At 41.1% G+C, this 25978-nt stretch carries 22 protein-coding genes; 10 read left to right on the forward strand and 12 right to left on the reverse strand.

Annotated elements, in window-relative coordinates:
- The first annotated feature begins 36 nt into the window (after positions 1–36).
- Genes AC1DUD_RS11480 through AC1DUD_RS11500 form a run of 5 tightly spaced genes read left to right on the forward strand, consistent with a single transcriptional unit; the run spans position 37 to position 3863 of the window.
- Positions 37–1011, forward strand: coding sequence for a polyprenyl synthetase family protein (locus AC1DUD_RS11480; protein WP_477374722.1), 975 nt, complete (start codon positions 37–39; stop codon positions 1009–1011).
- A 13-nt stretch (positions 1012–1024) separates the two neighbouring features.
- Positions 1025–1414 (forward strand): TonB family protein, encoded by a 390-nt coding sequence (locus AC1DUD_RS11485; protein ID WP_477374724.1) that lies wholly within the window; start codon positions 1025–1027, stop codon positions 1412–1414.
- Between the two features lie 36 nt (positions 1415–1450).
- On the forward strand, positions 1451–1846 hold the full coding sequence (locus tag AC1DUD_RS11490) for an energy transducer TonB (RefSeq protein ID WP_477374726.1): 396 nt from the start codon (positions 1451–1453) through the stop codon (positions 1844–1846).
- Positions 1847–1852: 6 nt separating this feature from the next.
- On the forward strand, positions 1853–3445 hold the full coding sequence (locus AC1DUD_RS11495) for a M1 family metallopeptidase (RefSeq protein ID WP_477374728.1): 1593 nt from the start codon (positions 1853–1855) through the stop codon (positions 3443–3445).
- A 4-nt stretch (positions 3446–3449) separates the two neighbouring features.
- Positions 3450–3863, forward strand: a complete 414-nt coding sequence (locus tag AC1DUD_RS11500) for an energy transducer TonB (protein WP_477374730.1) — start codon at positions 3450–3452, stop codon at positions 3861–3863.
- Between the two features lie 66 nt (positions 3864–3929).
- Here AC1DUD_RS11500 and rpmA read toward each other — a convergent pair whose 3' ends face one another.
- The 4 genes from rpmA to AC1DUD_RS11520 all read right to left on the reverse strand — a co-directional run bounded on the left by rpmA (position 3930) and on the right by AC1DUD_RS11520 (position 7093).
- Positions 3930–4349 (reverse strand): 50S ribosomal protein L27, encoded by a 420-nt coding sequence (gene rpmA, locus AC1DUD_RS11505; RefSeq protein WP_477374732.1) that lies wholly within the window; start codon positions 4347–4349, stop codon positions 3930–3932.
- A gap of 48 nt (positions 4350–4397) precedes the next feature.
- Entirely contained in the window at positions 4398–4706 is a 309-nt protein-coding gene (rplU, locus tag AC1DUD_RS11510) for a 50S ribosomal protein L21 (RefSeq protein ID WP_091211724.1), read from the reverse strand.
- Positions 4707–4781: 75 nt separating this feature from the next.
- Entirely contained in the window at positions 4782–5288 is a 507-nt protein-coding gene (locus AC1DUD_RS11515) for a hypothetical protein (RefSeq protein ID WP_477374734.1), read from the reverse strand.
- 413 nt (positions 5289–5701) lie between these two features.
- Positions 5702–7093 carry a dicarboxylate/amino acid:cation symporter gene (locus tag AC1DUD_RS11520; RefSeq protein ID WP_477374736.1) on the reverse strand — a complete coding sequence of 464 codons (1392 nt, stop codon included), beginning with the start codon at positions 7091–7093 and terminating at the stop codon, positions 5702–5704.
- A gap of 273 nt (positions 7094–7366) precedes the next feature.
- Between AC1DUD_RS11520 and AC1DUD_RS11525 the strand changes: the two genes are divergently transcribed.
- Genes AC1DUD_RS11525 through AC1DUD_RS11540 form a run of 4 tightly spaced genes read left to right on the forward strand, consistent with a single transcriptional unit; the run spans position 7367 to position 9572 of the window.
- Complete coding sequence (locus tag AC1DUD_RS11525) at positions 7367–7894, forward strand: hypothetical protein (RefSeq protein ID WP_477374738.1); 528 nt, start codon at positions 7367–7369, stop codon at positions 7892–7894.
- A 41-nt stretch (positions 7895–7935) separates the two neighbouring features.
- Positions 7936–8433, forward strand: a complete 498-nt coding sequence (locus AC1DUD_RS11530) for an RNA polymerase sigma factor (RefSeq protein ID WP_090525007.1) — start codon at positions 7936–7938, stop codon at positions 8431–8433.
- On the forward strand, positions 8420–9010 hold the full coding sequence (locus AC1DUD_RS11535; RefSeq protein ID WP_477374740.1) for a hypothetical protein: 591 nt from the start codon (positions 8420–8422) through the stop codon (positions 9008–9010). Before AC1DUD_RS11530 ends, AC1DUD_RS11535 begins: the two co-directional genes overlap by 14 nt.
- Positions 9011–9059: 49 nt before the next feature.
- Positions 9060–9572, forward strand: coding sequence for a GNAT family N-acetyltransferase (locus AC1DUD_RS11540; RefSeq protein WP_477375110.1), 513 nt, complete (start codon positions 9060–9062; stop codon positions 9570–9572).
- Positions 9573–9651: 79 nt separating this feature from the next.
- Here the strand turns inward: AC1DUD_RS11540 and AC1DUD_RS11545 are convergent, their stop codons facing one another.
- The 7 genes from AC1DUD_RS11545 to AC1DUD_RS11575 all read right to left on the reverse strand — a co-directional run bounded on the left by AC1DUD_RS11545 (position 9652) and on the right by AC1DUD_RS11575 (position 23800).
- Positions 9652–12009, reverse strand: coding sequence for a GAF domain-containing protein (locus AC1DUD_RS11545; protein WP_477374742.1), 2358 nt, complete (start codon positions 12007–12009; stop codon positions 9652–9654).
- A gap of 23 nt (positions 12010–12032) precedes the next feature.
- On the reverse strand, positions 12033–15638 hold the full coding sequence (locus tag AC1DUD_RS11550; protein WP_477374744.1) for a BamA/TamA family outer membrane protein: 3606 nt from the start codon (positions 15636–15638) through the stop codon (positions 12033–12035).
- A 48-nt stretch (positions 15639–15686) separates the two neighbouring features.
- Positions 15687–16583, reverse strand: a complete 897-nt coding sequence (locus AC1DUD_RS11555; protein WP_477374746.1) for an SdiA-regulated domain-containing protein — start codon at positions 16581–16583, stop codon at positions 15687–15689.
- On the reverse strand, positions 16570–18615 hold the full coding sequence (ppk1, locus tag AC1DUD_RS11560) for a polyphosphate kinase 1 (RefSeq protein ID WP_477374748.1): 2046 nt from the start codon (positions 18613–18615) through the stop codon (positions 16570–16572). Before ppk1 ends, AC1DUD_RS11555 begins: the two co-directional genes overlap by 14 nt.
- Positions 18616–18651: 36 nt before the next feature.
- A complete protein-coding gene (locus tag AC1DUD_RS11565) occupies positions 18652–19905 on the reverse strand; it encodes a Pycsar system effector family protein (RefSeq protein WP_477374750.1) in 1254 nt (417 codons plus the stop codon).
- Between the two features lie 284 nt (positions 19906–20189).
- Positions 20190–20573 carry a DUF2569 family protein gene (locus AC1DUD_RS11570; protein WP_477374752.1) on the reverse strand — a complete coding sequence of 128 codons (384 nt, stop codon included), beginning with the start codon at positions 20571–20573 and terminating at the stop codon, positions 20190–20192.
- Positions 20574–20776: 203 nt separating this feature from the next.
- Entirely contained in the window at positions 20777–23800 is a 3024-nt protein-coding gene (locus AC1DUD_RS11575; protein WP_477374754.1) for a DUF2723 domain-containing protein, read from the reverse strand.
- A 340-nt stretch (positions 23801–24140) separates the two neighbouring features.
- Here AC1DUD_RS11575 and AC1DUD_RS11580 point away from each other — a divergent pair, with 340 nt between their 5' ends.
- The gene (locus AC1DUD_RS11580) at positions 24141–25769 is read left to right on the forward strand and encodes a gliding motility protein RemB (RefSeq protein ID WP_477374756.1); all 1629 of its coding nucleotides are present in this window, start codon (positions 24141–24143) and stop codon (positions 25767–25769) included.
- A 61-nt stretch (positions 25770–25830) separates the two neighbouring features.
- Here the strand turns inward: AC1DUD_RS11580 and AC1DUD_RS11585 are convergent, their stop codons facing one another.
- On the reverse strand, positions 25831–25977 hold the full coding sequence (locus AC1DUD_RS11585; RefSeq protein ID WP_477374758.1) for a hypothetical protein: 147 nt from the start codon (positions 25975–25977) through the stop codon (positions 25831–25833).
- Position 25978 lies beyond the last annotated feature (1 nt).

Raw genomic sequence — 25978 nt, forward strand, 5'->3', positions numbered from 1 at the left:
TCACTTAATCAACCTAATGAACCACTCACTAAATAAATGAAACAACTTACAGAGTTACAATTACTAATAAACGATGCAGTTGGCAAACTAAGCTATCCCGCTTATCCTGCCGATCTGTATGAACCGATAAGCTATATTTTATCTATTGGCGGCAAGCGGATGCGCCCTGCCTTGCTCCTGCTGGCCTGCGACCTTTTTGGCGGCGATGTAAACAAGGCTATTGAGCCCGCGTTGGCTATAGAAGTGTTCCATAACTTCACGCTGATGCATGATGATATCATGGATAAAGCTCCGCTACGCCGAGGCAAAGCAACTGTGCACGAAAAGTGGAACTCCAATGTTGCCATCCTCTCGGGCGATGCCATGATGGTAGAGGCTAACCGCATGATGATGATGGTTGATGATAGCATTTTACGCAGGGTGTTGGATGTTTTCAATGATACAGCAACCGGCGTATGCGAAGGCCAGCAGATTGACATGAGCTTTGAGCAGCGTAACGATGTAAGTATTGATGAGTACATCAACATGATCCGCCTTAAAACGGCTGTTTTGCTGGGCGGTACGTTAAAGATCGGTTCTATCATAGGTGGTGCAGCTTTAACCGATGCTGATCTGATAGATTCATTTGGGGTAAATCTTGGTATCGCGTTCCAGCTTCAGGATGATATCCTGGATGTTTATGGCGATCCAGAAAAGTTTGGCAAACAAGTGGGCGGAGATATCATCTCCAATAAAAAGACCTTTTTACTTATCCGCGCCCTTGAACTCGCTAAAGGCAGCCAGGCTCAAACACTGAACCAATGGCTGAATGCACCTGAGTTTGACAGCATAGAAAAGGTTAAAGTTATTACCGGTATATACAACGACCTTGGTATCAGGCAACACGCTGAAGAAGCAATGCAGACTTATGCTGATAAGGCATTTGCTGCTCTTGATGCTATTAATTTACCTGAAGACCATAAACAATACCTGCGCGATTTTGCCGACGGCTTGCTGGTGAGGGAGAATTGATTTATATTTAAGGATGAAGAAACTTTTACCCATCCTTATCATTTTACTGGTTTCATTAAGTGCTAAGGCTCAAAAACTTGCGCCGCCCCATTTTCGTGGCGGTGATAAGGCTTTTCATGAATTTTTAAACAAAAATTTGAAATGGCCAAAAGATGTAAGCGGTGGAGAAGGCATTGTTACCATAAGCTTTTTTGTTGAAAACGATGGCCGTTTAACCGATATAAAAGTTGTTAAAGGCATGAGCGAACCGTTTAATAAAGAGGCATTACGGGTAATTAATTTATCGAACAGGTGGATTCCGGCTACTCGCGACGGCAAGTTTATCAAGTCGAAATATTCTGTTCCCATACAGTTTTATACTGTACAGGCCGTGCAGGTTTTAGATAGCACAAAAGTTAATTGATCAATTATCATAAATTTCACTAAGGAGCAAATGTAAATGAAGAGAATCCTGTTCGCTGCAATATTCATAATGGGAACCCTGGCCGCAAAAGCTCAAACAACTGATACAACAAAAACTAAAGATCCCATATTTACATCAGTTGAAAAAGTACCTGAATTTCCGGGCGGGCTTGAAAAGCTTTTAATGTTTTTTAATGAAAACTTTAAATATCCCAAAGGAGAAACAATTGAAGGTAGGGTATATGTTGTATTTGTAGTAGAAAAAGATGGAAGCCTTACCGATATAAAAATTGCCAAAAGCTTATCTGAGGCCACGGATACGGAAGCATTACGACTTATAAAAATGTCTCCCCCTTGGAAACCCGGTATGCAGGGAGGCCAGCCTGTAAGGGTTAAATATGCTTTACCCATTAACTTTAAACGTAGTCATTAATATTCTATGAAAAAAGCCATATTAATTTCGACTATCCTTTTTTTTGCGGGATATGTTCATGCCCAAACCTTAACCTCAGGCGGAAAGCTTAAACCTGAGCAGGCCATAATGGATGTGCGCCATTATGCCATCTCGCTTGTGGTCGACCCCGTGCAGAAAACCATTGACGGTTTTACTACCATTGATGTGATCATGGCAAAGCCAACCAAAGTTTTGCTTTTTGATCTGTTGGATTCATTAAGCATCAGCAAGATATTAGTGAATGGCAAACAGGAACCATTTGATTACAAAAACAACCTCATTAGCATTAACACAACCAAAGAGTTACCTGCTGGTAAAACAAGTGTAAAAGTGATCTACGGCGGCAAGCCTCACGTTGCCCGCCGTCCGCCATGGGATGACGGCTTTATCTGGACCCGGGATTCAACCGGGCACCAGTGGATGGCTATCACGGCCGAAGGTACAGGCGGCAAATTGTATTTCCCTTGTAAGGATCATCCATCCGACGAACCTAACGAGGGCGTGGATATGTTTATCACCGTTCCCAAAGATCTTGTAGTAGCCGGGCCGGGATTGTTAAAAGGTGTAACCAAACAAAAGGAAACAGCAACATTCCATTGGCAAACAAAATACAGCATTAATAATTACAGTATCCTGTTTAATGCTGGTGACTATACCGTTGTGACCCGCCCGTATACTACAGTCGATGGGCACCAGGTACCCATCCAGTTTTATGTATTAAAGGAACATGTTTCCAAAGCCGAACATCACCTGGATATTTTTGTAAAGACAATTAAGGAACAAGAGAAATATTTTGGCGAATACCCCTGGGTAAAAGAAAAAATAGGGATTGTTGAAACTCCTCATCTGGGCATGGAGCACCAAACCATGAATGCTTATGGTGCTAAATTTAAATACACTAAAGTTGGTGGCGAAGATTATGATGGCTTAATGCATCACGAGTTTGGCCACGAATGGTGGGGCAATAAAGTAACCGCCAAAGACTGGGCCGATTACTGGATTCATGAAGGAATTTGTACTTACGGCGATGCACTTTATGTGCGAGAATTTGAAGGTGAAAAAGCCTATATCAAATTCTTTCAAAACTCGGCATTATCATTCGGAAATAAGGTTCCTATTGTTATCGGAAAAGATATCGATGAAGAATCGGCCTATAACGGTGATATCTATGGTAAAGGCGCGTTCTTTATGCACACGCTCAGGTATATCATGGGCGATAGCACCTTCTTCCCTACCCTTAAAGGTTTTGTTACCGATCCGCGTTATACTTATAGCAATTTGGCCAGTACCGATGATGTGATCCAGTATTTTAGTAAAGCTGCAGGCAAAGATCTTAAACCATTGTTTGATCTATATATTTATTCGATCAATAAACTGGAAGTGCATATTAAAGCCCAGCGCGGCAATAAGTACCAGATTCAGCTCCTGAACATCGATATGCCATTACCTGTTGATATTACGGCTGACGGCGTGACTAAACGTTATACACTTGATAAAAAGGGTATCACTGTAACAAGCGACATAACGCCGGTTATTGACCCGGATACTTATTATTTGAAGAAGCTGATCATAGAATAAAATAATGAGAAACCTGTTTGTATTTGGTTTGATGGTATTCCCTACTGTGCTGGCTGCCCAAAGCAGATCAAAAAAGGAACATGTTAAACCAGATACAGCTGTTTACACCTCTGTTGAGGTGATACCGGAATTTCATGGAGGACTGAAAAAATTGTGTACCTATCTTTCAAAGATGAAAATGCCAGCATTGGATACAACTGAAAATATCCAGGGTCGGGTTATTATACAAATGATTGTAGAAAAAGATGGAAGCTTGAACCATCTTAAAATAATTCGTGGTGGAAATAGTGCAATGGACCGGGCTTACGTTGATCATATCCGCCATTCCCCTAAATGGAAACCTGGCCTTATTCACGGCAAACCCGTCAGGGTAACCTATAGCATACCTATTAGCGTTAATTTCGCATCCTACGAATAACCTCAAAACAAAAAATCCCGATCAAAACTGACCGGGATTTTTTATATCCTAATATTTGTTAACTGATTACTCAGCTACAACTTCTTCAGCAGCATCAGCAGCTTCTTCTTTTTTAGCTTTTGGTGCAGCAGCTTTTTTTGCTTTTGGAGCCTCTTCAGCAGCAGGAGCTTCAACAGCTACAGCTTCTTTTTTTGCTCCTGGTGCAGGTGCAGCTACTTCTTCAACTTCAGCCTCAAACGGAACTACTGAAACGTATGAACGGTTATCAGCTTTCTTTTTGAAAACTACGATACCTTCTGCCAGTGCAAATAAAGTATGATCTTTACCAAGACCAACATTTAAGCCTGGGTTGTGTTTAGTACCACGCTGACGAACGATGATGTTACCTGCAATAGCTGGCTGACCACCGAAAATCTTGATACCTAAACGTTTGCTATGTGACTCACGACCGTTTCTGGAACTACCGGCCCCTTTTTTATGTGCCATTTCTTATATTTTTATGGAATTGCAGAACAACTCCGGTTTAACCTTTAATTATAATGTAATACCGGTGATCTCGATCTTGGTAAATTGCTGACGGTGACCGTTTTTCTTTTTGTAACCTTTTCTTCTTTTCTTTTTGAAGATAATTACTTTATCACCTTTTAAATGTGACACGATCTTAGCCGATACTTTAGCGCCTTTCAAATCAGAGCCTAATTTGAATTTACCTTCGTTTTCTGCTAACAATACACTGTCAAATTCAATATTAGCGCCTTCATCGCCTTGTAGCCTGTGTACAAAGATCTGCTGGTCTTTAGCAACTTTAAATTGCTGTCCTGCTATACTTACTATTGCGTACATGTTTGTTAAATATTGTTTTAAATTTCGAGGTGCAAATATAGGAATTGATTATTTAATAAACAACATACCTGTATTTTATTTTTTACCGCGATCTTCAACGTCAGTAAGCTTTTTCTTTATCTCTTCTATCAACCGCTGGTTGGCATCAATCAGTTTAGCGTTACCAAAATAATCGCTATCGAAGGTCACGCGTTTGGTTTTTTCCTTGTATTTAAACTCAATAATATATCTAACAGCTTTTTTTGAAGCCGTTGCGGATGTATCACCAATTTCTTTCGAGGGGAAATCCCAAAAACCGAGGTCGGCAGCCTTACGGTGCAGGTATAGCAGATCGTCTTTGGATAAACGCAAATGCTCTTTCACCAGCGAATCGCGCATGTCAAGATACTGGAACATACCTGTACGCGAATCATATTTATTTACCAGGCTATCTTTATAACCATACTGAAAACTGATCGACTGAAAATCAACGAAGCGATACGGTGCGTTCTTGATCATCATACCATAATAATAAACGCAGTACAGTATAAAAGGTACCACAACGGTCATGATCAGAAATATTTTTTTTAAACGGGGCGACATGTATAATTATTGAATTAGTGAGTTATTAAATTATTGATTTTATTTCTTTAACAGTCATTGCGAGGAACGAAGCAATCGCGAGCTATACAGAGCGGCTCTGCTTATCAGGGATTATTAACAACTATAATTTGATTTTATAGGTATTAATGAGCTCCCTTGAATTGATTGTCTTTGTCCTTTATAATGACATAATTGTAGGCTATTGATTATTAATTATGTTTTTCGATCTATTTATAAACGTGGGCGTTCCCGTTAGCTAACGGGCCGGGCTTTTCGTTACAAGTCTTCGCCTTTCCTACCCGCAACGCCAACCCGCGCTGTGGGCTTTCACTGCAATCCCTAACGCGGCCCCTACACCATCCTTAAAATGTATTTCGAACGGTATCACTGGCTTTCTGCAATGACGGCATGCTTTATTCTCTTATTATTTGAGTACCTACCTCTTCTCCTTCCCATTTACTTACTACCGCTGTTGCCATAGCATTGCCAAGCACGTTAGTAGCAGAACGGCCCATGTCCAATAACGGATCAATACCTATGAGCAAAAACAAGCCGGCCTCCGGGATATTGAACATCGACAGCGTACCTGCAATAACCACCAGCGAAGCCCTCGGCACGCCGGCTACCCCTTTGCTGGTAAGCATAAGCACCAATAACATAGATAACTGATGCCCGAACGAAAGATGAATATCATATGATTGCGCCAAGAATAACGATGCAAAGGTCATGTACATCATTGAGCCATCCAAATTAAATGAATAACCAAGCGGCAATACAAAGCTTACTATTTTATTGCTACAGCCAAATTTCTCCAGTTCTTCCAATACTTTTGGATATGCAGCTTCGCTTGTTGACGTACTGAATGCTATCAGCATAGCATCTTTAATATTATTGATCAGCCTGAATACAGGTTTCCTCAATACAATATATCCAGCCAGTATAATTACCAACCACAGCACGATCAGCGAGAAATAAAACTCACTGATAAAAATACCATAGGTTGAAAGTACACCTAAACCCTGCTTGGCAACAACTGCAGTTATAGCACCAAAAACAGCTAAGGGGGCCATTTTCATTACATAGCCGGTAATCTTCATGATCACATGGGCAAAGGCATCCATCGCTTTGATCACTATTTTACCCTGTTCGCCAATAGCTGCTGTAGCTACCCCAAAAAATAAAGAGAATACCACAATCTGTAATATCTCGTTATTGGCCATTGCTTCAATAAAACTCTTAGGGAAAACGTGACCGATAAATTCGGTTAATGACAACGCTGATTTTTTGATGCCTGTACTTAAATGACTATCGGGAAGCGGCAGGTGCATGGTTTTGCCCGGCTCAAACAGGTTAACCAGCAGCATACCTAATAATAGTGATACCAGCGTGGCGCTGATAAACCAGAGCATAGTTTTACCACCAATCCGACCAACAGCTTTGATATCCCCTACCTTAGCTACCCCTACTACCAATGTTGTAAACACCAGCGGCGCTACAATCATTTTAATAAGGTTAAGGAAGATCTTGCTCAGGATATTATAAAGCTCAAGTTTATCTTCCCGCGCTTCGTTAGCCTGGGTTTGTAGTTTTACCTGGGCAATTCTTTGTAATTTAAGGTCTTTGTAGGCTGACACCGTAGTATCGGGTAAGGCCTCTATACTTTTGTCGATACTTTTAATAGTAGCACCGGCGGTACTGAGTTGTTTATTCAGATCGGCAAAAACGTAGGTGTTATAAATATAACCGGCTACCACACCCAATACCAGTGCGATAAAAATGAAGAGCGTCAGTCTGCTTTTTTTCATTTAATTTAATAAGCCTGCAAAACTACAAAATTTACGCTCTGTTTAAACAGACATGGGAATATTCTATTTTATGATTAAGTTAAATGAAGAAACAAAATTATCGCGTCAAAGAAGTTGTGTTTTAATTTCTTCACTAATTATTTCGAATTAAAACGAATTGCACGAATGGTAACCCCGTCTGCATTCGTGTAATTCGTTTTAATTTTATTGAACTGCAAAGTCATTCGTGAAAAAATATTTAAACAATTAGTATTTTGCCCGCTTATTTACAACATGACCACAACTGCCTACGGATTACAGCATATAAAAAAGGAAATTCAACACCTGCCCAATGAGCAGCTTGCCGAATTGATGCTCCGTTTAGCGCGTTACAAAAAGGAAAATAAGGAGCTCCTTGCCTACCTGCTTTTTGAAGCTCATGATGAAGCCGCCTTCGTTGAAAAGGTAAAAGCCGAAGCGGGGTTTATGTTCAGCCAGTTATCGTCATTAAGCTACAACGCGGCAAAAGGGATGCGCAAAATACTTAGGCTGTTAAGTAAGTACACCAAATTTATGGCATCAAAGGGCGCAGAAATTGAATTACTGATCAATTTTTGCGAAAATTACCTGGAATATGCCGACAGGCGCACATCATACAAACCGTTAAGGTTAATATTAATAAGGCAGGTCGAAAAAATTCGCGGGCTGATTAATAAGCTTCATGAAGACTTACAGTTTGATTACCAGGATAGTTACAATAAATTAATAAGTGATGCCGAGAGCAAGCTGGGCTGGTTTAAAAAGAATGATCACTTGTTGTAACATATAAAGCTTAACATCGTCTAAATATAAAATTAACTGAAGTGGCCAACAAAGAAGCAGCATTCAAGCAGATATATGAAGCTAATTCTAAAAAGATATTCCATCTGTGCTATGGTTATACCGGCGATGACGATGCCGCCAACGACCTGCTACAGGAAACTTTTTTAAAGGTTTGGCAAAATTTAGAGAAATTCCGTAATCAGGCCATGATATCAACCTGGATTTACCGGATTGCTGTAAATACTTGTTTAACCTACTTGCGCTCGGAAAAACGCCAGGCCAAAGACGAACTTACACCACAATTAGCTGAAACAAAACGAGAGGAACTATCGGATAAAAACGAGCAGGTTGCTTTGCTCTATAAATGTATTTCAAAACTGGAAGAATCGGAAAGGATTATTATAACTATGGTACTTGATGAGGTGCCGTACCCCGAAATTGCTGAAATTTCGGGTATATCAGAAGGGAACTTGAGGGTGAAAATTTATCGTATAAAACAAAAATTAACGGAGTTATATAACCAGTATGAAAGACTTTGATCATTTGATGTCGGTTTGGCAGGGACAGCCAAAACCAGATCAGCTTTCGGTGGATGAGGTGCTGAAGCAGGTAAAGAAGGGAATAAGGAGTATAACTCAAAAGTTATACTGGAGTATTGTGGCCATGTTTGTAACCGTAGCTTTCGCTTTTGTTGTCACTTTTTTCCTGGCATTCAAATCTGCCGTTACTACTATTGGGATTCTTATTGTACTGGTAACCATGTTGATGTACCTTTCATTAATGGTACGGCATTACCACATCCTGAGTAAGCGCGATGCAACCCTCAACCCTGCCGAGTATCTTGACAGCCTTAAGGCATATCAAAAAAACCGCAGCAAAGTTATAGGTTGGTTTTATTATACATATATACTATTGCTGAGCGCAGGTTTGGCTATGTATTTTATCGAGGTACTTGAACACTCATCGCTCGCTTTTAAAATTGGCACTTACACGTCAATCGGGATATGGTTTTTGTTCACTACGTTTTATCTTAAACCCCGTATGTTTAAAAACGAGGAAGAAAAGCTAAACCTCATGATTGATAGGCTGGTAAGGCTGAAAGAGCAATTTGATTGAAGCATTAGTTTTTTAGATTTGCCTGATTGCGGCTCCCGAAATTGTAACTATTCAAAAATTAACATTGGCTGATGCTGATGCATTATTGGCGTTGAGTAAAAAAACGTTTTTCGATTTCTTTGCCCATTTAAATAAACCGGAAGATATGGAGGCCTATGCATCCGCTGCTTTCACCTCACAAAAAATACAGTCAGAGCTCAGCAACCCAAACTCCCACTTTTACTTTGCGATGCTCGACGGTGAAATAGCCGGTTACCTCAAGCTAAACTACGGCCTTGCCCAAACAGAATTCCAGGATCAAAATACTGTTGAAATTGAACGGATCTATGTTTTAGCCGAACATCATGGCAAAAAGATAGGCCATCAGTTTATTGATTTCGCCTTAAAAGATGCCGCCGATAAAAACCTGCAATGCGTATGGCTTGGCGTTTGGGAACACAATCAAAAAGCACTCTCTTTTTATAAAAAGCATGGTTTTGAAGTATTCAGTAGCCATGAGTTTGTTTTGGGAAGTGATAAACAAACTGATTTATTGATGAAGAAAGCGGTCTTATTAAGCTAAAAAGCGAAGCCTAAGGCCTAAAGCTTTTCTGCGTATTGGTTTCTTTTCGCTTTGAACTTTCAGCCTTAAGTTTTTCTCTTTATTCATTCAATAAAGGCAACTGGTAGTTAACCCCAACGCGCAGCGCTTTCAATCCGCTAACACCCTGCAATTCTTCCAGTTCAAGGTATTCCAGGTCGTCATGCAGGTAGCCTTGTAATTGCAGGTACCTGATATATTCGTCGTATTCAGCGGCTTCAATAGGGTTAAAATAAACCATAGCTATTTTGCCAGGCTGGGTAAGGCGCTCAAAGGTTCCTGCTATTAAAACCTTGTCGATACGCTTTTTGATCACCTCGTAACGGATATTGTAAGCTCCCTCAACGTCAAAACGCCGTTCATCATTTCGGAAACTGATATCTATAGCGTTTGAGTGAATGAATATCAAATGTGTGGTTTGCAGCGGACGCGAAAGCTGATCGCCAAGATCGTTGGTCATCCGGGCTATCTCAGCCATCGACCTTAACTGCCACAAACGGATATTTTTAAGGTACAGCGTATCGAAAACACGTTGAGGCGCTATTGATTGCCCAATATAAATATCATATTCAACCCCATCAGTACGGAATTTCTCGAAATAACAGGGGAATGATTCCTGTACTTCTGTCTGGGCCTGTTCCAGGTATTGGTTTATAGACGTGTTAATGAGTTGCATGGAGGTTTCCAGCTTGCGCCTGTTCTCAAATGAGGCACCTGTTTCCTCATTCATCGCCTCGAAATATTTATCAATTGTTTCCCGTTCGGCAGGATAATTATTTCTGAAATGTTCCAAAAATGGATTGACCTCATTATGAAGGAATGTATCCAGCATCAACTCATCGTTGGTAGTAATATAACCGCTGATGCGTTCAAGCCACTCCTCACATTTAGATACCAGCTTGCCGGTAAGGCTTAAATGGATGTGTTCATTTAAAGCCCGCAGGGTTTCGATCAATATGGTAAGCAGGCTTTTCAAATCTTCCTGCAGGGCACTGTTACGCTCAACTGTTGAATTGCGGATATCGACAGCGCCAAACAAAGGGTAAACATGGCTGAATGAAACCGTTTCAATCTCAGGGCTCTTTTTCTTCTTTCTTTTTTCCTTAAGATAATTCCAGGCTACTTCATTAAACTTCCATTGAACAGATGGTTGTAACGAGGTGAATTTATGCTTGATAACACCGGCGATGCGTGCTTCAAACTGATCGATACTATTTTGAAGCAATTGTGCGATCAGCGGAATAGTGGCCTGCAGTTTTGAAAGCAGTTTCTCATAAAAAACAATTTCCTTATAAGAATATACTTCCATTATACCCACATTTTTCTTGTTGTAATACACTGGAAAAATGCCGTACGATTTAATACCCGCCTGTTTCAAAACCTGCAAGAACGGAAACTTACCTATCTTATCATTTGTGATGGAATTAAAAAAGATTGGTCTTGGATTTTGATTGTAGTCGTCAACAACAGCGTCAAAAGTTTCCTCTGCAAGATTAAAATCTTTGGCAGCTTTAAGCAGGATACTTTTTGAGCATTCGTCGTTATCAAATATGGGCTGATTATTGATGGTTAAAAACGGCATTAGTCCGAACTCAATACCCGGGCTTTCGGCAATGGATTTAAGCGAGTTAATGATATGTGCGTACTGTTCATCCTCGTTCGCCGAATGATTTACCAACTCGGTACGGATACTATCAAGCGCATGGGTCAGGGTTACATCGGTCAGTGTAATTATCGAAAACCCCTTAAATTTAAAAATATCAAGTGGTATTACATTTTCAATTAACTCGAGGCTGGTATGGGAATGTAAATACGGTTCGATAGTCTCAAAACTAAGTTCAGGCAATTTGCCATTCAATTCAATCTCAACGAAACGAGCATCAGTCTGAATATTAAAATACCGCGAAAGACCGGTTTCAGGATCCTGGTATGAAAACAACAATTCATTTTTCATTGCTGATGAAAAGCCATACATCCGTTCAAGGATCAGGTTATAAATGAAACGTTTTTGCCTGTCGCTGAACATTTCGTTCTTGGACACGTTCAGCGCATATAAGTTGGAATGATGGCTTGAGTGAAACTCATAAAAAGCCTCAGTACTAAAAAAGATCTTATCCGGTACTGGTGTGCTCAGTGCCCAGTGAAATTCTTTTTCGTTAGCTATTGGTGGTGTAAGTATGGAGTAAATCAGCTCCAGCATTTCCCTGTACTTTTCGGCGTCAGTTGGGCGCATATCCAGGTCAATGCATATATCATGTTCAAAGCGCTCCAAAACATAGCGATAGAACTCGCTCTTGAGCGTTTTTTCGGTAGCGATCCGTTCTTTTAAATGCGCCACGAACGGGTTAAATGTCAGGCATGTTTCAACCTGGCAAATAGCACATTCGTTTTTGCTTATATTGAGTACTTCTGTGTGCATTTTAATTACAATTTTACCCTTTATTAAAATCTGAAACTGGTTGAAAGATAAGGGTACCATCCTTCTTCAGAGTAAGCGGCAATTATTTTAATAACCGCCAGTCGTGCAGGTGCTACGTAAAAACCTGCTCCGGTGCCGTTATGCCATTTATCGGAGCTTTGCCCGTTTTCCCAAACACGGCCTATATCATAAAAACCTATAACGCCTATCTGGCCGGGAACTATATAACTGGCAAAATCGCTCAACTTTATGCGCAGCTCCAGGTTATTATAAAAACTATGCTGACCGGCAAACCTATATAGCCTGTAACCTAATAAATTATCCTGCCCGCCTAAAAACAATGACTGGTAAAAGGCCGTTTTGCCAATGGTAATACCACCGCCTACCCTATCGGCCAAAACAATAGTGCTTTTAGCGTTCAGGCTTTTATATAAAGCAACCTCGGGTATTAGCTGGGCAAAACTTGTGGAGTTATTATTTAAGCCATTAAACTCCTGAAGTTTAATATTTACAAAACTTCCCCAGGCCGGGAGCACTTTGTCATTGCGCTTATCACTGGTAAAGTTAACAACTATACCGGCATGCATTTTAGTTTTATCAAAGGTATAACTGTCGGGCGCATTTGTCAGTAACGGATATGTAATAAATCGGCCTGTATTGTCATCAATATTTAATTTATAGTACTGAAACGCAGGGCCTACGGTTACAGAAGTCCCCGATTCGTTACGCCACCTGAAAGCCGGACTAAACGTAAGATTAGTGAAGCGGGTGCGGTGATATTTACGATAGTCGCCAACCTTAATAAACTGAGTTTCGTTACCCCTGCCAAAAAAGTTGATATTATCCGGATAGTCAAACTGGACATTCATTAAATAGTCGGCTTTACCAAAAGCGTGGATCCATTCGCCGCTGTAACTAAATTTGAAAGCCTTTGTACTGAACGAATGACTGGCAAACACGGTTTGCACATCGTTATAAGGCAACTTTTGAAAACCCTCCTGGTGGGTATATTTAAAACCGGCACCAAGTAATATACCTTCATCGGGGTTATAAGAGATATTGGCAAGCGGCGCTATCACGTTCATGAGATTAACCCGCAGATATGAAGTATTGGCGCTGTCCTTACTTATATGTTTGTTAATTTTTGATTCATCTCCGGTTATACTGAGCTTCTTTCCCCTGTCGTACAGTTGTATCGTGTTAAGCGATTTTACAATATTGTACGTTTTGGTACCTGTACTATCGATAAACCGCAGTTTAATCGGCGATGTGGCGTTATCAAGAACCACTTTATCATCACCGCCGCTTACATAAATGCGGAGCTCTTTGGTAATATCGGGATGATAATTCTGGTTCATAAGGGTGTCTTTAACCTCACCATTCTTGTTGATCTTATTGATCACCACATTCAGGCTGCCATTGGGCTCATCCTTCACTGTTACCAGCTCGTTTTTATTTGAGGTATGGATATCAACTATTTTGTTGATGAATTTATAGTAATATTCCATTTCGGCCGGGATATTGGCCCGGCGCTCTTTTAGCTGTTTTAGTAATACATCATGCCTCAACTTATACGATGATTCGGGCAGTCGCCTTAAACCAGCCTCCAGCACTTCATCAGTTTCGGCAGCAACAAAATCATTTACGATTTTTGTCCATTGCTCGTGACTGTATTGCACGGATGGCCACCGTTGCATAAACATGGTTTTCAATAAGGAGTATTTTACGCTGTAGATCTCACCGCTAAAGCCCTGTAAATTTGGCGCTATCCAGGGTTGTGATGCGATGGTAGGCAATACACCCTGGTTGGTATAAAACACCTGGTCGCGGTCACGCGGAACGGCGGTGTAAAATTTGCCTTTCCCTTTATCTTCATCGCGCCAGCGCCATTGATCGCCGTGCCTGTCCCAGTCGCCAATGAGCAGATCGAGCAGGCGGGCCCTTAGAAACTCTTCTCCATCCACGGCATTATCATTATCCTCCAGCATCTTACCGATCATTTTTACGGTATTATCGGATTTGCCACCCGGTTCACGCTCCTCAAGCAAACAAACTTTATTGGCAAAGATATTGGCGTACTGACCTAAAACCGGATCAGGCGACACGACGCCTATTATGGGATTAGCATGCGGCACACGAGCGGCAGTAGCCAACGGCGGCACTATCAGCGCCGAAAACGGGTGCTGGGCGCTCATAGCATCATTAACCCAATCTTTGGCAAATGTTTCCTGGAATTCATCGGGAAGGATCTTTTCGGGCTGCTTCTCCACGCTGCGGAGTACCCATTCTTTGCCATCCTTATCAACTAAACGGAGCGAGTGTGTTTGGAAACCACCGCCAATACTTTCGGCCTTTAACCCGCCATGAATTTCCGATAGCCTGATCACCGGAAGTTTTGTTTCGGCGGCCCACTCCTTACGATAATTTTCGCCAAACCAGCGGCGGTGAAAATTGCTCACGCTATCATATTTCGGGTGTACCCTAACCATGATGCTATCTGCCTTGATAGGTGTATGCAGTGTATCAGGAACATTTTTTACCGATGTATAAGGTTGTGTATAGGTAAATACCTGCTTAACACCCTGATCACTATCGATATAATATGTAAAACGCATCCGTTTGTCTATCAGCAGGTCGGCAATAACGTAGCCCTGGGTAGCATCGGCAAAAAGCGAGTATTTGCCTTTGATGGCATAGGTTTGCTTAGCACCTGCTCCGCTAACCACCTGTACCTGTTTACTTTTGATAAACTGCAGACCATGCTCATGCCCTGCCACGTGAATAAGGTTTGGAAAACTGCCAAAAAACGCATCCACTTTTCTGATCATCTCTTTATATAGCGGATGTCCCAAATCTTCGGGGTTTGAAAAGGTAGAACGCAAAAACGGGTAAAGCGAACCAACTACAGGAAGCGGTACCCAAAGGTCTTTATTAGCTACCGTAAGCGGGAAGATATGATCCTTCAGTGAAAAATACCCACCATGGGTACCGTAACTCTGAAATGGGTGGTGTGAGGCCAGGATGATGACCTTGTTTTTATTACGCTCAAATATCAGCTTGATCTTATCGGCAATATCATCTTTATTTTTGCAATCGCATTCAGCGCCGGGATTGCTTTTATTGAAAGGATATAACCACCATTCACTATCGAAGGCTATCATCGTAAGATCATTGGTAAGGTTGATCTCCACCGGATCTGGGCAGCCATTTTCGGGCACCATCTTCAGCAACTTATCGCCCTGTTGATATAAAAATTCCCACTGGCGTTTTATTTTAGCTAAACCAAGCGGCCCCATCTTATCCCAGTCATGATTACCGGGGATAAAATAAACAGGCGCGCCGGCTGCACGCATAGGTTGATATTGTGATTGCAGGATCTTTTTAGTTTCGGCTTCTTCCGGGCTGCCGGGCAGGCCCATACCACGTGGATAAATGTTATCTCCCAAATAAAACACAGATGTCTTGCCCTTAAGAATGTTGGCGGCAGCGTGCTTTAAAGCAGCGCTTTGCTGCTGATCAATTTCACCTGCGTCGCCGATCAGGATCATCCGGTATTTTATCGAATCCTGGGCAGCTGCGTTGAGCATACCCAATAGCAAAACAAACAACAGGGGTAGTTTTTTAATCATGAGGTTCGGTTAGATGTATGTTGTATTACTTTAGCGATATCATAAACGCTATTTCTTAAAGCTGAATTTCAATATGTTGCCGGCGCTTAACTGGTCTCCTTCGTTAGATATATACAGATTGCGCTGGTTATCAAATGCCATACCTTCAGGCTGACCGAATATGGTAACACTTAAAGGGTATACATTTTTCACTTTCCAGTTGGCATCAGCTACCACCAGCATTTTATTTACCGACGAAAGGATATACCACTCATTAGTAAAAGTGTTTTTTGCCATTGCCGATGGACGAAACGGCACCCGCTTTTTATCGACGAGGCGCTCAATTTCCTTAACATCTATTACAAAACTGCCGGTTTGTTTCAGTGTACCGTTTGGCTGTAGATTCAGGATATAGCCGCTACTGCTTTTGGATGTTTTTTCATCGGCACAATGCTTGCACAGCACATAAATGACGCCTGATTTTTCATCGGCACACATGGCTTCATATTCACCTTCAGGAAGCTCGCCCTTTATTTTTTGCACGTTGGCTGCCTCTTTCGTCCTGACCTGGCTAAAAGGAAAAGTGAATAATGTACCATCACTTTTAAGCATGATCACCTGCTCCCGGCAGATTGCTACATCTTCATAATCACCACTTCTGCCAAATTTAGTGTAGCTGGCTTTTTTATCGCCAAGTTTCAGGTTAAACAAAAATCCTTCTTCGTCCTGCTCGGCATAAACCGAATCATTTTTGCCGGTGTGAAAAGCAAAGCCGGAGATCTCGGTAAGGTCTTCGGGCATTTTATATTTAACAGGCTTGTTTAAGTCATACCCCGGCGGACTCAATGGGATTGCCTTCTCTTTATTTTTGCATGAAATAGCCAAAAAAACGACTGCAAAGACAAACATGGCCGTTACTAAAACAGCAATGTGGTGTTTAGTACTTTGTTTTTTAAACCCTGTCATATTTTTTTTGCTGTAAAAGTTCATAAATGGCCCGCTGCGATTGTACCTGCGGTTCAGTTCTATCAACCCTTATATTTTGCAATTGTTCATTTAAATTTACGGCTTGCACGTTATCTGCCAGTTGGATATCAAGCATGTCTATCACCTCTTTTCTGATGCCTTCATCATAAACAGGGAAACAGACCTCAATGCGGCGGTAAATATTACGGTTCATCCAATCGGCCGAGCCCATGAAAACCTCCTGGTTGCCGCTGTTATGGAATACAAAGATCCGTCCGTGTTCAAGATAACGGTCAACAATCCGCCTTATGGTGATATTTTCGCTCATGCCGGGTATTCCCGGTATCAAACAGCAAATACTGCGCACTATCATTCGGATCTTCACCCCCGCCTGCGAGGCTTCATAAAGCTTGCCTATCAGTACCCTTTCTTCCAGGTTGTTCAGTTTGATGGTGATCCCTGCCGGGTTGCCTTTGCGGGCCTGTTCAATTTCCCTGTCAATCAGTTCAATAAACTTTGATTGTAAATTAAATTGGGCTACGAGCAGATGCTTAAAGTCAATATCATACCCTTCTGCCGATCTAGCTTTCTTACCAAGATAGATGAACAGCAAGTCCATTTCGCGCAGCAATTGCGGATTGGCCGTCATCATGATATGATCGGTATAGAAAGCAGCTGTGCTTTCATTAAAGTTACCGGTTGCTAATAGCCCTGCATATTTTACCCGGCCATCAACCAGTCGTTTAACTAAACCTACTTTGGCATGTACTTTTATAGCCTTATCGCTGTAAATGATATCGGCGCCGGCAGCTTTTAACCTCTTAGCCCATTTGATATTATTAGCTTCGTCAAAGCGTGCTTTCAGTTCAACCAATACCCTTACCTTTTTACCGCTTTCGGCAGCGTTGATGAGGGCATTAACAATACGTGAGTCGCTTGCTACACGGTAAAATGTAACGGAGATCTCCTCAACATTTTCATCGATAGCTGCTTCATTAAAAAAACGGAGAATAGCGTTGTATGATTGATAAGGGGCATGGAAAATACAATCGCCCTTATCTATATAATCAAATATAGACTCTTCTGCACTGATCTGCCTGTTTACCAATGGAGGCCATTTGGTATATTTTAAACCTGGAACACTAACCGGCAATCCCATTAAATCTTTAAGGTTATGATAAAACCCGCCCTCCACAATACTTGATCCCTGTACTCCAAGTTTATCTTCAATTAGGTGAAGGTTGCGCAAAGGTATGCCCGGCTGATGCAAAAAACGCGTGGCCAGCCCCTGGTCGCGTTTTTGAAGCTGTTTTTCAATCTGCTCCTGAACATCTCCATCGTAATCATCACTCAACTCAAGCTCTGCATCGCGGGTTATTTTGAAGCTGTAGCAGCCTTTTATTTCTTCAGTTTTGAAAATCTTGTTGAGGTTATACCGTACAATATCATCAAGAAAAATGATGTACTGCTTACCATCCTCATTAACGCTGAAAAACCTTGGCAACTGATTAGACGGGATGTTAAGGATGACAGAACGCTCTTTCTCCTTTTCTAATTTAAGATTTACCAGAAAATATAACCGGTTGTTTTCGGGGAAAAATTGCTTTTTACCGCCAACAAGATCAATAGGCTTTAAAAAAGCAAGTACCTGGCTATAAAAGTAGTCGCTCACCCTATCGGCTATCGATGCAGGAATAGGTTCATTGAACAGCAGGTTTACATTATTTTCCTTTAGCAACGGAATAAGCCTGCTGGTAAAAACTTTACCAAAGCGGTTCTGCTGCCCTTCCACAAGCTGCTGGGCTTTGTGAAGTATATCCTCACTTTGCCCGCTTTTATTATGCAGGTTAAGCTTGTGCAAGGCCATTACCACGGGCATGCGTACGCGGTAAAACTCATCAAGGTTGGATGAGAATATAGCAAGAAAATTTACCCTTTCCAGTACGGGGAGTTCTTCGCTTTCGGCCTCCATCAATATGCGTTCATTGAAAAGTAACCAGCTCAGGTCCCTGTCGAAAAATGAGTATTCCATAGTAGCAGATTTTGTTTTTGGTAGTACCCCGACCGCTTACAATAATGATGATATAATGAACGCGATTACCGATACGATAAGGCCAAACATGAAGATGTTGTAAGATGCCCTGAGCAGCCTGTATTTTTTGCCCAGCACTACGCCTTGCGAATAATTGTCGCGGATGAGACTGCCGTACAGAAACTCGCGGTCTTCCATCATTTTTTCCATGCCATCGCTGTAGTCCTGGTATGACATGCGGTAAAAGTTACCGAAAAACAACAGGTTAACCTTTTTATTACTGATATCCTCAGGTGTAAATAGTCCCGGCGGAATTGAGGGGCGGGTTGAAAGTATGGAGAAGATCATAGTAGCCAAACTAACCGACAAGAGCATGAAAGTAGGAATCAGCAAATTAGAGTGCTCATCGAGTTTACGCAGCACCAAACTAATGATAGCCGAAAGGATAATGGAATTAACCGTGATCATGATATGGGCCTTGTTATCAGCCATATCGCTTAAACGCTGATGATTGCTTGAACTGATCCTGAACATGGTTTCAATACCGCGGTCAGGCCTGTCGTTCTTATGCTTTTTTGAGCCGTGATCATCATCATGGTCTTTGTCTTTTTCCTTATCCTTTTCTTTTCCATCGGTAATAATGGCATTATTATCGGTGTCAGAGGTTAGGATAACGGGAGTTTCTTTTACCTCAAAATCAGCTTGCTTTTCAATCAGCTTTTGCAGGTTTTTTTGTTTTTGATCGTTAAGCAGTAGCCGGCAATAGTCGGTATAATATTCGTGCCCCTGCAAAAACTCGATGTTGTAGCCGCGCCATTCATCTTTATCAATGTCATGTTTTTTGATGGCTTCCATTTCTTTACGGAGCAACTTGTTTTTATCGCGGAAATCATCGGTGCCTAAATGGAACAGATCGGCATCACAAATAATTTGCTGCAGCAAATCGGCAGGGCTTTGCGGCATTTTAGTTGCCAAAATACAACCGGCAACTTTATCAATAACCGGCTGTTCAACTTTATGCTGCTTAAGAAAATGCGTAGCGAGGCCAACGCTTTTTGATTCGTGATCTTTTTTATCGGTAAAATACCCTGTATCGTGGAACCAAGCCGCCGAAATCACCACAAAAAAATCCTCATCGCTTAACTGATAGTGATTAGCTATCTGGGTTGCCGCTGCAACAACATCTTTAGTATGCCTCAGGTTATGATAAATTAAATCGGGATCATGATGTACATCAAAATAGGATATAACGTACTGCTTCACCTGTTCTAACAGCGGTTGAAATTTCATCGTAGTTTTTTGTTGTTAAAAGTAAATCAAATTTATTTTAAAAATACCTATTTGCAGCTATGCACCGGGGAGAAACATCAATTTATCGGGCATTGTTTATTCAAAAGGCAAGAAAATTCTCGCTCTTGCATTTACAAACTGTATGCCATGCAAACATACTGCTGAATATCAATACATTGGATAATAGCGTGCAAAATCATATGGCGATATATCGTGAAATGCCGAAAATGCTATATCAATTGAAAATAAAAAACTATTCCCTGGATACTTTTATTCTCGAATAATCAGGAAACGGATGCATCTGAACCTCCCGGCCCATCATAACTATAGTTATAGGGTGGATGCGGCACGATAAAAGTTTCCTGTACACGGGCCGATCTTTTGAAGTAGGGCACACAAATAGCTGGCATAATAAAAGATCCCGCTAAAGCCTGCATGGCAGCATCACTCACAGTTTTGTAGAGATCATAGGCAATATAATAATCAGTAATGGCTATTATCGCTCTGTACACAAAGAAACCAATTATATATTGCGGTAATATATCCCGGCGGTTAACAGCAAAGCAAGGCAAAACATAGCATAGCATGCCAGTATAATATTCCCAAGGCTCTCCAATACAATTATTAACCGATGTTCGGCGATATTTTTCACCGCAGTTGAGTTCCATGAACTAAGTTCAAAATATCCCCTGGTTGATAGGCCCCATATGGCGGATATTACCATACCTCCTAAAAAAATGGCTATTACAATGAGCCAGCCTCCAAGGGGCACAAAAGTTGAACCGTAGGCAAATACAATACCCGGCGTTTCGCGCTGATAAAGCCACCCCGAACCGGGATGGCTTTGCTAATAAAATATTATTACGGATTATTATTGTCCTCCGCCTAATACAGCGCGGAATTTTGTTTCATAGCCCTTTAACTGGTTTTCAAATTTAGTAGCAAGGGCTGTTTGATGGTTATCTTTAGTAAACTGAACCAACCCATTCAATACCTGCATACCGATCTGTACATCGCGGCCGCTAATGCTGTTTACATCCTGGCTAAGCAGGTAAGCATTATAATCCAGCTGATCAGTAAGATAATTATCAATATTGGTAGCCAGTTTATTACCCAATACTACGTCATGAAGCTGATATGCGAGTTGGGTTAAATATAACTTACGACCGGCAACATCCACATAAGGGTAAATATCAGGCAACTCCGCATCATATTTTTGAACAACTTTCAACGCTTTATCGTTTTTGCCTTCCTGAACAAGGTTTTGAGCGAGGTCGAGAAATGTAGTAACCATTACAGGGTAAAACATAGAGGTCGACTCATGATCAAGATATTTGGCTGTTTTGAACTTACCGAATTTGAACTTGTTCATCACGTTGTCATACATAACATCTGTATTGGTTTTGCTTAACTGATCATGTAAAGCTGTATCCGGTTTAAACGGGATCAGGTGGTAGGTAAAACCTTCCTTGTACAGGTATGGTTGCAAGCCTATCAGGTTTTCGTTACCAATGGTAGTAGTGAAACAGATAGGGCGTTTCCAGTGGTTGTGCGCCAGAATATCAAACATGGCCAAATTTTCTTTGGTTACATAGTTTGATGTATATTTCCACTCCATTGCAGTTGCCAGTTTATCTTTTTGATCGGCTTTTACAACGCCGTTGGCAACTACCTCATCAGGGTTAACAGTAACTTTCAGGTTTTTTGTTGGCAGATAGTTACCATAATCACCGCTTTGATATTGAACCTGAGTAGCTTTATCATCAGAAGTAATAAAATCAAATACTTCTTTAATATCCTGATAGCCAGGCAATTTCTGATCGTTAAAGTAAATAACGTCCCTCACCCCTTCTTTATATTTGTCAAAAGGCATAGTGATAGGCAAAGGCTCAGAACTGTTCATTTTTTTCTGCATCTGGCGGATATACCAGTCGCCGGTGAACAAGCTCAGGTTTACGATGCGCACATCCGGGCGGATTCCTTCAACCTCCTGGTCGTACCACAACGAGTAAGTATCATTATCGCCATAAGTAAACAGAATGGCATTTGGCGGGCATGAAATGAGGTAATTGTAAGCCATGTCATGCGGTGTCATTTTGGTTGAGCGGTCATGGTTTTTCCACTCTTTGGCGGCCAAAAGTACCGGGCAAACCAGCAAACCAATTACCGTTGAGCCAATAGCGGCTAATTTAGCGTCGATATATTTACGACCAAATTCGGCAATGGCTATTACGCCAAGCCCTATCCATATGGCAAAGGCATAAAATGAGCCCACGTATGAGTAATCACGCTCACGTGGCTGAACAGATGCCTGGTTTACATATAATACAATTGCCAAACCGGTAAAGAAGAATAATAAGCCTACGATCAATGCATCCTTACTACGGCGGTTAACATGGAAAAACAAACCTATTAAGCCTATTATTAAAGGCAGGGCATATAATGGAGTATAAGTAGTTGCCGCTGTTACTGATTTTGGCAGGTGTTTGCCGCCATCAAACAGACCTGTTGTCCAGTTACCGTCGATACCTTCTGTACTGGTTTGTCCGTCGGCATCGTTATAACGGCCAACAAAGTTCCAGAAAAAGTAACGCCAGTACATCTGGTACATTTGCCAGCTCAACATCCATTTCAGGTTATCGCCCATGGTTGGCGCTTGCCCTTCCGGTATCCGCAACCATTGCTTATAAAACTGCACATCGTTAGCGTCTGTGCTGTACATACGTGGCAAGGTAGTAGTATGGTCATATACATAATCGGTTTTACGACCTGCATTTTCGTATTGGGTTTTGCCTTTACGGTAAATGATGCTTCCCTGTTTTTGATCAGTAACCTGCGAATCATACATTGGGCCGGTTAACAAAGGCACCTCACCGTATTGGATACGGTTAAGATAACCGTAAAGCGTAAAAGCGTTATCAGGATGCGAGTTATTCAGATCGGTATTGGCAGTAGCGCGAATAGGGATATAAGCGAATGAGCCATAACCAAAATAGATAAAGGCAACGCATAACAATGCCAGGTTTAGCACCGGTTTCTTTTTGCGGATGCTGTAAAGGATACCCAATACCAGAGCAATAACTATCAGCAAAATGAAAAAGAAGGCTCCGGTACCAAAGCCCATTCCTAATGAGTTAACAAAGAAAAGGTCGAAATAAGCGGCAAATTTGATAGTATACCCCCTGATGCCGTATTGTACCAAACCAAGGATAACAACACCAGCTAAAAAAGTCAGGATGCTATTACCGACAGTAATGTTTTTAGTACGGCGGAAATAGTAAACCATGGCAATAGCCGGGATAGTTAACAGGTTTAACAGGTGAATACCGATTGATAAACCTATAACATAAGCTATAAAAATAATCCATTTATCGGCACCCGGCTCATCGGCATGTTCATCCCATTTAAGGATAGCCCAAAACACAATAGCCGTACATAGCGATGATAAGGCAAATACAATAGTTTCAACCGCCGAAAACCAAAATGTATCGGTATAAGTGAAAGCCAGCGCGCCGACAAGGCCAGCGCCCATAATCACATACAGTTTATAACCATCAATAGCCTCATCAAGTTTTTCAACCATCAGTTTTTTAGAAAAAGCCGTAATTGTCCAAAATAAAAACATAATGGTGGCACCGCTTGCTAATGCCGAACCCATATTGGTAAAGAATGGCACTTTAGTATTATCACCAAATGACAGCAGCGACAAAACCTTGCCAATCATGGCAAAAACAGGGTAACCGGGCTGGTGGGCTACCTGTAAGCGGTAGGCACATGAAATAAATTCGCCGCAATCCCAAAAGCTTACAGATGGCTCTAATGTTAAAATATAGGTTATTGAGGCTATAACAAAACAAAGCCAGCCTAACAGGTTATTGATTTTTTTGTACTGCATTTAATAAATATATCAATTGATTTAATAGCGCGGCAAATATCATGATTTTTATAACTTATTAAAAAAAAACACCTCCGCGTGACAAAATTTAACACTAATTAACTTTTCGAAGCATTGAGATTAAAGAAATTTTAACCACAGAATTAGCCATCCCCATTTTATAATCATTTACATATATTAATTTCACATATGTTTTGATCATTAAAATACAACCCCGAATCCACGTTACGTGGTTTACTAATTTAAACATAATGGAAACAACCTGCTATGCATTTATGTATATACCGTTAATTGCCAATGAAATTTTTATCTTAGAACAATTAACGCTTATTTTGTTGTAATGCAAAAACTCTACTCCTTAAACCTTCAGAAAACCTTTACAATAGCTATAATTGCCTTGTTTACATCGCAGTTGAGCAAGGCCCAATCAGTTTATTTACCCAATTCATACCAATTGTATCAAAAATTCAATTCGGATATTTATTCTGTAAAAAACTCGGCTCATACTTCTTTGCGTCCCTTTTTAATTGACAGCACTATCTTGCACACCTATGACTCGGTGATGAATGCGGGCGTTAAAGACCGTAAAACCTGGGGCGGGCGTAAATTATTTAACGAGCATCTGTTCGATGTAAAGGCTAAGGAATATACTTTCTATGCCGATTATATTACCGACGTGCAGGCCGGCAGAGATTTCAATAATAGCACTACCACCAATTTAAATGTACGCGGTTATCAGATAGGCGGAACTGTAGGCGAAAAGTTTTCATTTTACACCAGTGGTTTTGAAAATTCGGCCAAATTTCCATCTTATTACAATGATTATGTAAATACCAACGGTTTTATACCCGGGCAGGCTTATGCCAGGAAATATACGGGGCAAGCGCGAAACTCCCAGGATTGGTCATATGTAACTGCAATACTTTCTTATTCAATTACAAAAAAGCTTAACATTACTTTAGGCGAAGACAAAATGTTTATTGGTGATGGTTACCGTTCGATACTCTTGTCTGATTTTGCTGCCAATATGCCATTATTAAGGCTCACTGCCGATTTGGGCCCGGTACGGTATATGGCTGCCTGGGCCTATATTGAAGACCTTGGTCCCGTAGCCCGCAAATTTGACAATTTCGGAGGCAACCGCCGTAAGTGGGCCTTGTTTCACTATATTGACTGGAATATAACTAAACGCGCCTCATTTGGTATGTTCAATGCTTTGATTACCCCTGAAGCTGATAACCAGGGAAAAAGGTCGGGCTTTGACGCTAATTTTGTAAATCCTATTTTATTTGCAAGCTCGTTAGGGCCAGGCGGATACCAAAAGGATAACGTATTTTTAGGTTTCAATGCTAAATATAAAATCTTTGATAAGGCGGCTTTATACGGACAAATCATGTTCGACAGGTTCAAAGGCAGCGATTTCTTTTCGGGTAACAGCACCGATAACACAAATGGCTGGCAACTTGGTATCCGTGGTGCGGATATTTTTAAGGTTAAACGGTTAAACTATTTATTTGAATACAATACTGTCAAGCCATATACTTACAGTAATCAGCAGCCGATAAGTAGCTATTCGTTCTATGGTGATCCGTTGGCGCATCCGTACGGCGCAAACTTCAGGGAGCTTTTAGGGATTCTGAACTACTCGGTTGGCAGATTTGATTTCCAGGGACAGGTTAATTATGCCAAATACGGCCTCGATGCTTTAAAAACCGACAATAACGGTAAAATTATCACCAAGCCTTTTGTGTCTTCGGCAAATACCACAACTACCATTGGCCAGGGCGTAAGCACACAGTTATATTATGGGGAAGGCACAGTCGCCTATATTTTAAACCCCAAATATAACTTACGTCTTGAACTTGGTGCATTATACCGCCAGGAAAAAAACGATCAAAAAGATTCAAAAAATACGCTGATCACTTTTGGGTTAAGAAGCTCATTCAGGAATTTATATCACGATTTTTAATTCTCTGCTAAGACTTACGAAGTTTTTAAAACTTCGTAAGTCTGTAATTGCGCTCGCCTTCTTATTCTTTCTTCCTTCTTGATCCTACAGATAAGCCTACAGCCACACCAATAGCTATACCTACAGCAAGACTATGTAAAGCTAAACCAATGACAATACCAACCACCAAGCCACCTGCAAAATAATTGGGATCTATTCTATTCAACATT

Source organism: Mucilaginibacter sp. P4_A11, from assembly GCF_056402535.1.

What these genes read in the sequence shown, in the direction of transcription:
- ppk1 (WP_477374748.1), bottom strand. Translation starts at nt 18,615, where the DNA reads ATGGAATACTCATTTTTCGACAGGGACCTGAGCTGGTTACTTTTCAAT.
- AC1DUD_RS11580 (WP_477374756.1), top strand. Translation starts at nt 24,141, where the DNA reads ATGCAAAAACTCTACTCCTTAAACCTTCAGAAAACCTTTACAATAGCT.
- AC1DUD_RS11550 (WP_477374744.1), bottom strand. Translation starts at nt 15,638, where the DNA reads ATGATTAAAAAACTACCCCTGTTGTTTGTTTTGCTATTGGGTATGCTC.
- AC1DUD_RS11575 (WP_477374754.1), bottom strand. Translation starts at nt 23,800, where the DNA reads ATGCAGTACAAAAAAATCAATAACCTGTTAGGCTGGCTTTGTTTTGTT.
- AC1DUD_RS11485 (WP_477374724.1), top strand. Translation starts at nt 1,025, where the DNA reads ATGAAGAAACTTTTACCCATCCTTATCATTTTACTGGTTTCATTAAGT.
- AC1DUD_RS11515 (WP_477374734.1), bottom strand. Translation starts at nt 5,288, where the DNA reads ATGTCGCCCCGTTTAAAAAAAATATTTCTGATCATGACCGTTGTGGTA.
- AC1DUD_RS11495 (WP_477374728.1), top strand. Translation starts at nt 1,853, where the DNA reads ATGAAAAAAGCCATATTAATTTCGACTATCCTTTTTTTTGCGGGATAT.
- AC1DUD_RS11535 (WP_477374740.1), top strand. Translation starts at nt 8,420, where the DNA reads ATGAAAGACTTTGATCATTTGATGTCGGTTTGGCAGGGACAGCCAAAA.
- AC1DUD_RS11520 (WP_477374736.1), bottom strand. Translation starts at nt 7,093, where the DNA reads ATGAAAAAAAGCAGACTGACGCTCTTCATTTTTATCGCACTGGTATTG.
- AC1DUD_RS11480 (WP_477374722.1), top strand. Translation starts at nt 37, where the DNA reads ATGAAACAACTTACAGAGTTACAATTACTAATAAACGATGCAGTTGGC.
- AC1DUD_RS11545 (WP_477374742.1), bottom strand. Translation starts at nt 12,009, where the DNA reads ATGCACACAGAAGTACTCAATATAAGCAAAAACGAATGTGCTATTTGC.
- AC1DUD_RS11570 (WP_477374752.1), bottom strand. Translation starts at nt 20,573, where the DNA reads ATGGAACTCAACTGCGGTGAAAAATATCGCCGAACATCGGTTAATAAT.
- AC1DUD_RS11490 (WP_477374726.1), top strand. Translation starts at nt 1,451, where the DNA reads ATGAAGAGAATCCTGTTCGCTGCAATATTCATAATGGGAACCCTGGCC.
- AC1DUD_RS11500 (WP_477374730.1), top strand. Translation starts at nt 3,450, where the DNA reads ATGAGAAACCTGTTTGTATTTGGTTTGATGGTATTCCCTACTGTGCTG.
- rpmA (WP_477374732.1), bottom strand. Translation starts at nt 4,349, where the DNA reads ATGGCACATAAAAAAGGGGCCGGTAGTTCCAGAAACGGTCGTGAGTCA.
- rplU (WP_091211724.1), bottom strand. Translation starts at nt 4,706, where the DNA reads ATGTACGCAATAGTAAGTATAGCAGGACAGCAATTTAAAGTTGCTAAA.
- AC1DUD_RS11565 (WP_477374750.1), bottom strand. Translation starts at nt 19,905, where the DNA reads ATGAAATTTCAACCGCTGTTAGAACAGGTGAAGCAGTACGTTATATCC.
- AC1DUD_RS11585 (WP_477374758.1), bottom strand. Translation starts at nt 25,977, where the DNA reads ATGTTGAATAGAATAGATCCCAATTATTTTGCAGGTGGCTTGGTGGTT.
- AC1DUD_RS11555 (WP_477374746.1), bottom strand. Translation starts at nt 16,583, where the DNA reads ATGACAGGGTTTAAAAAACAAAGTACTAAACACCACATTGCTGTTTTA.
- AC1DUD_RS11525 (WP_477374738.1), top strand. Translation starts at nt 7,367, where the DNA reads ATGACCACAACTGCCTACGGATTACAGCATATAAAAAAGGAAATTCAA.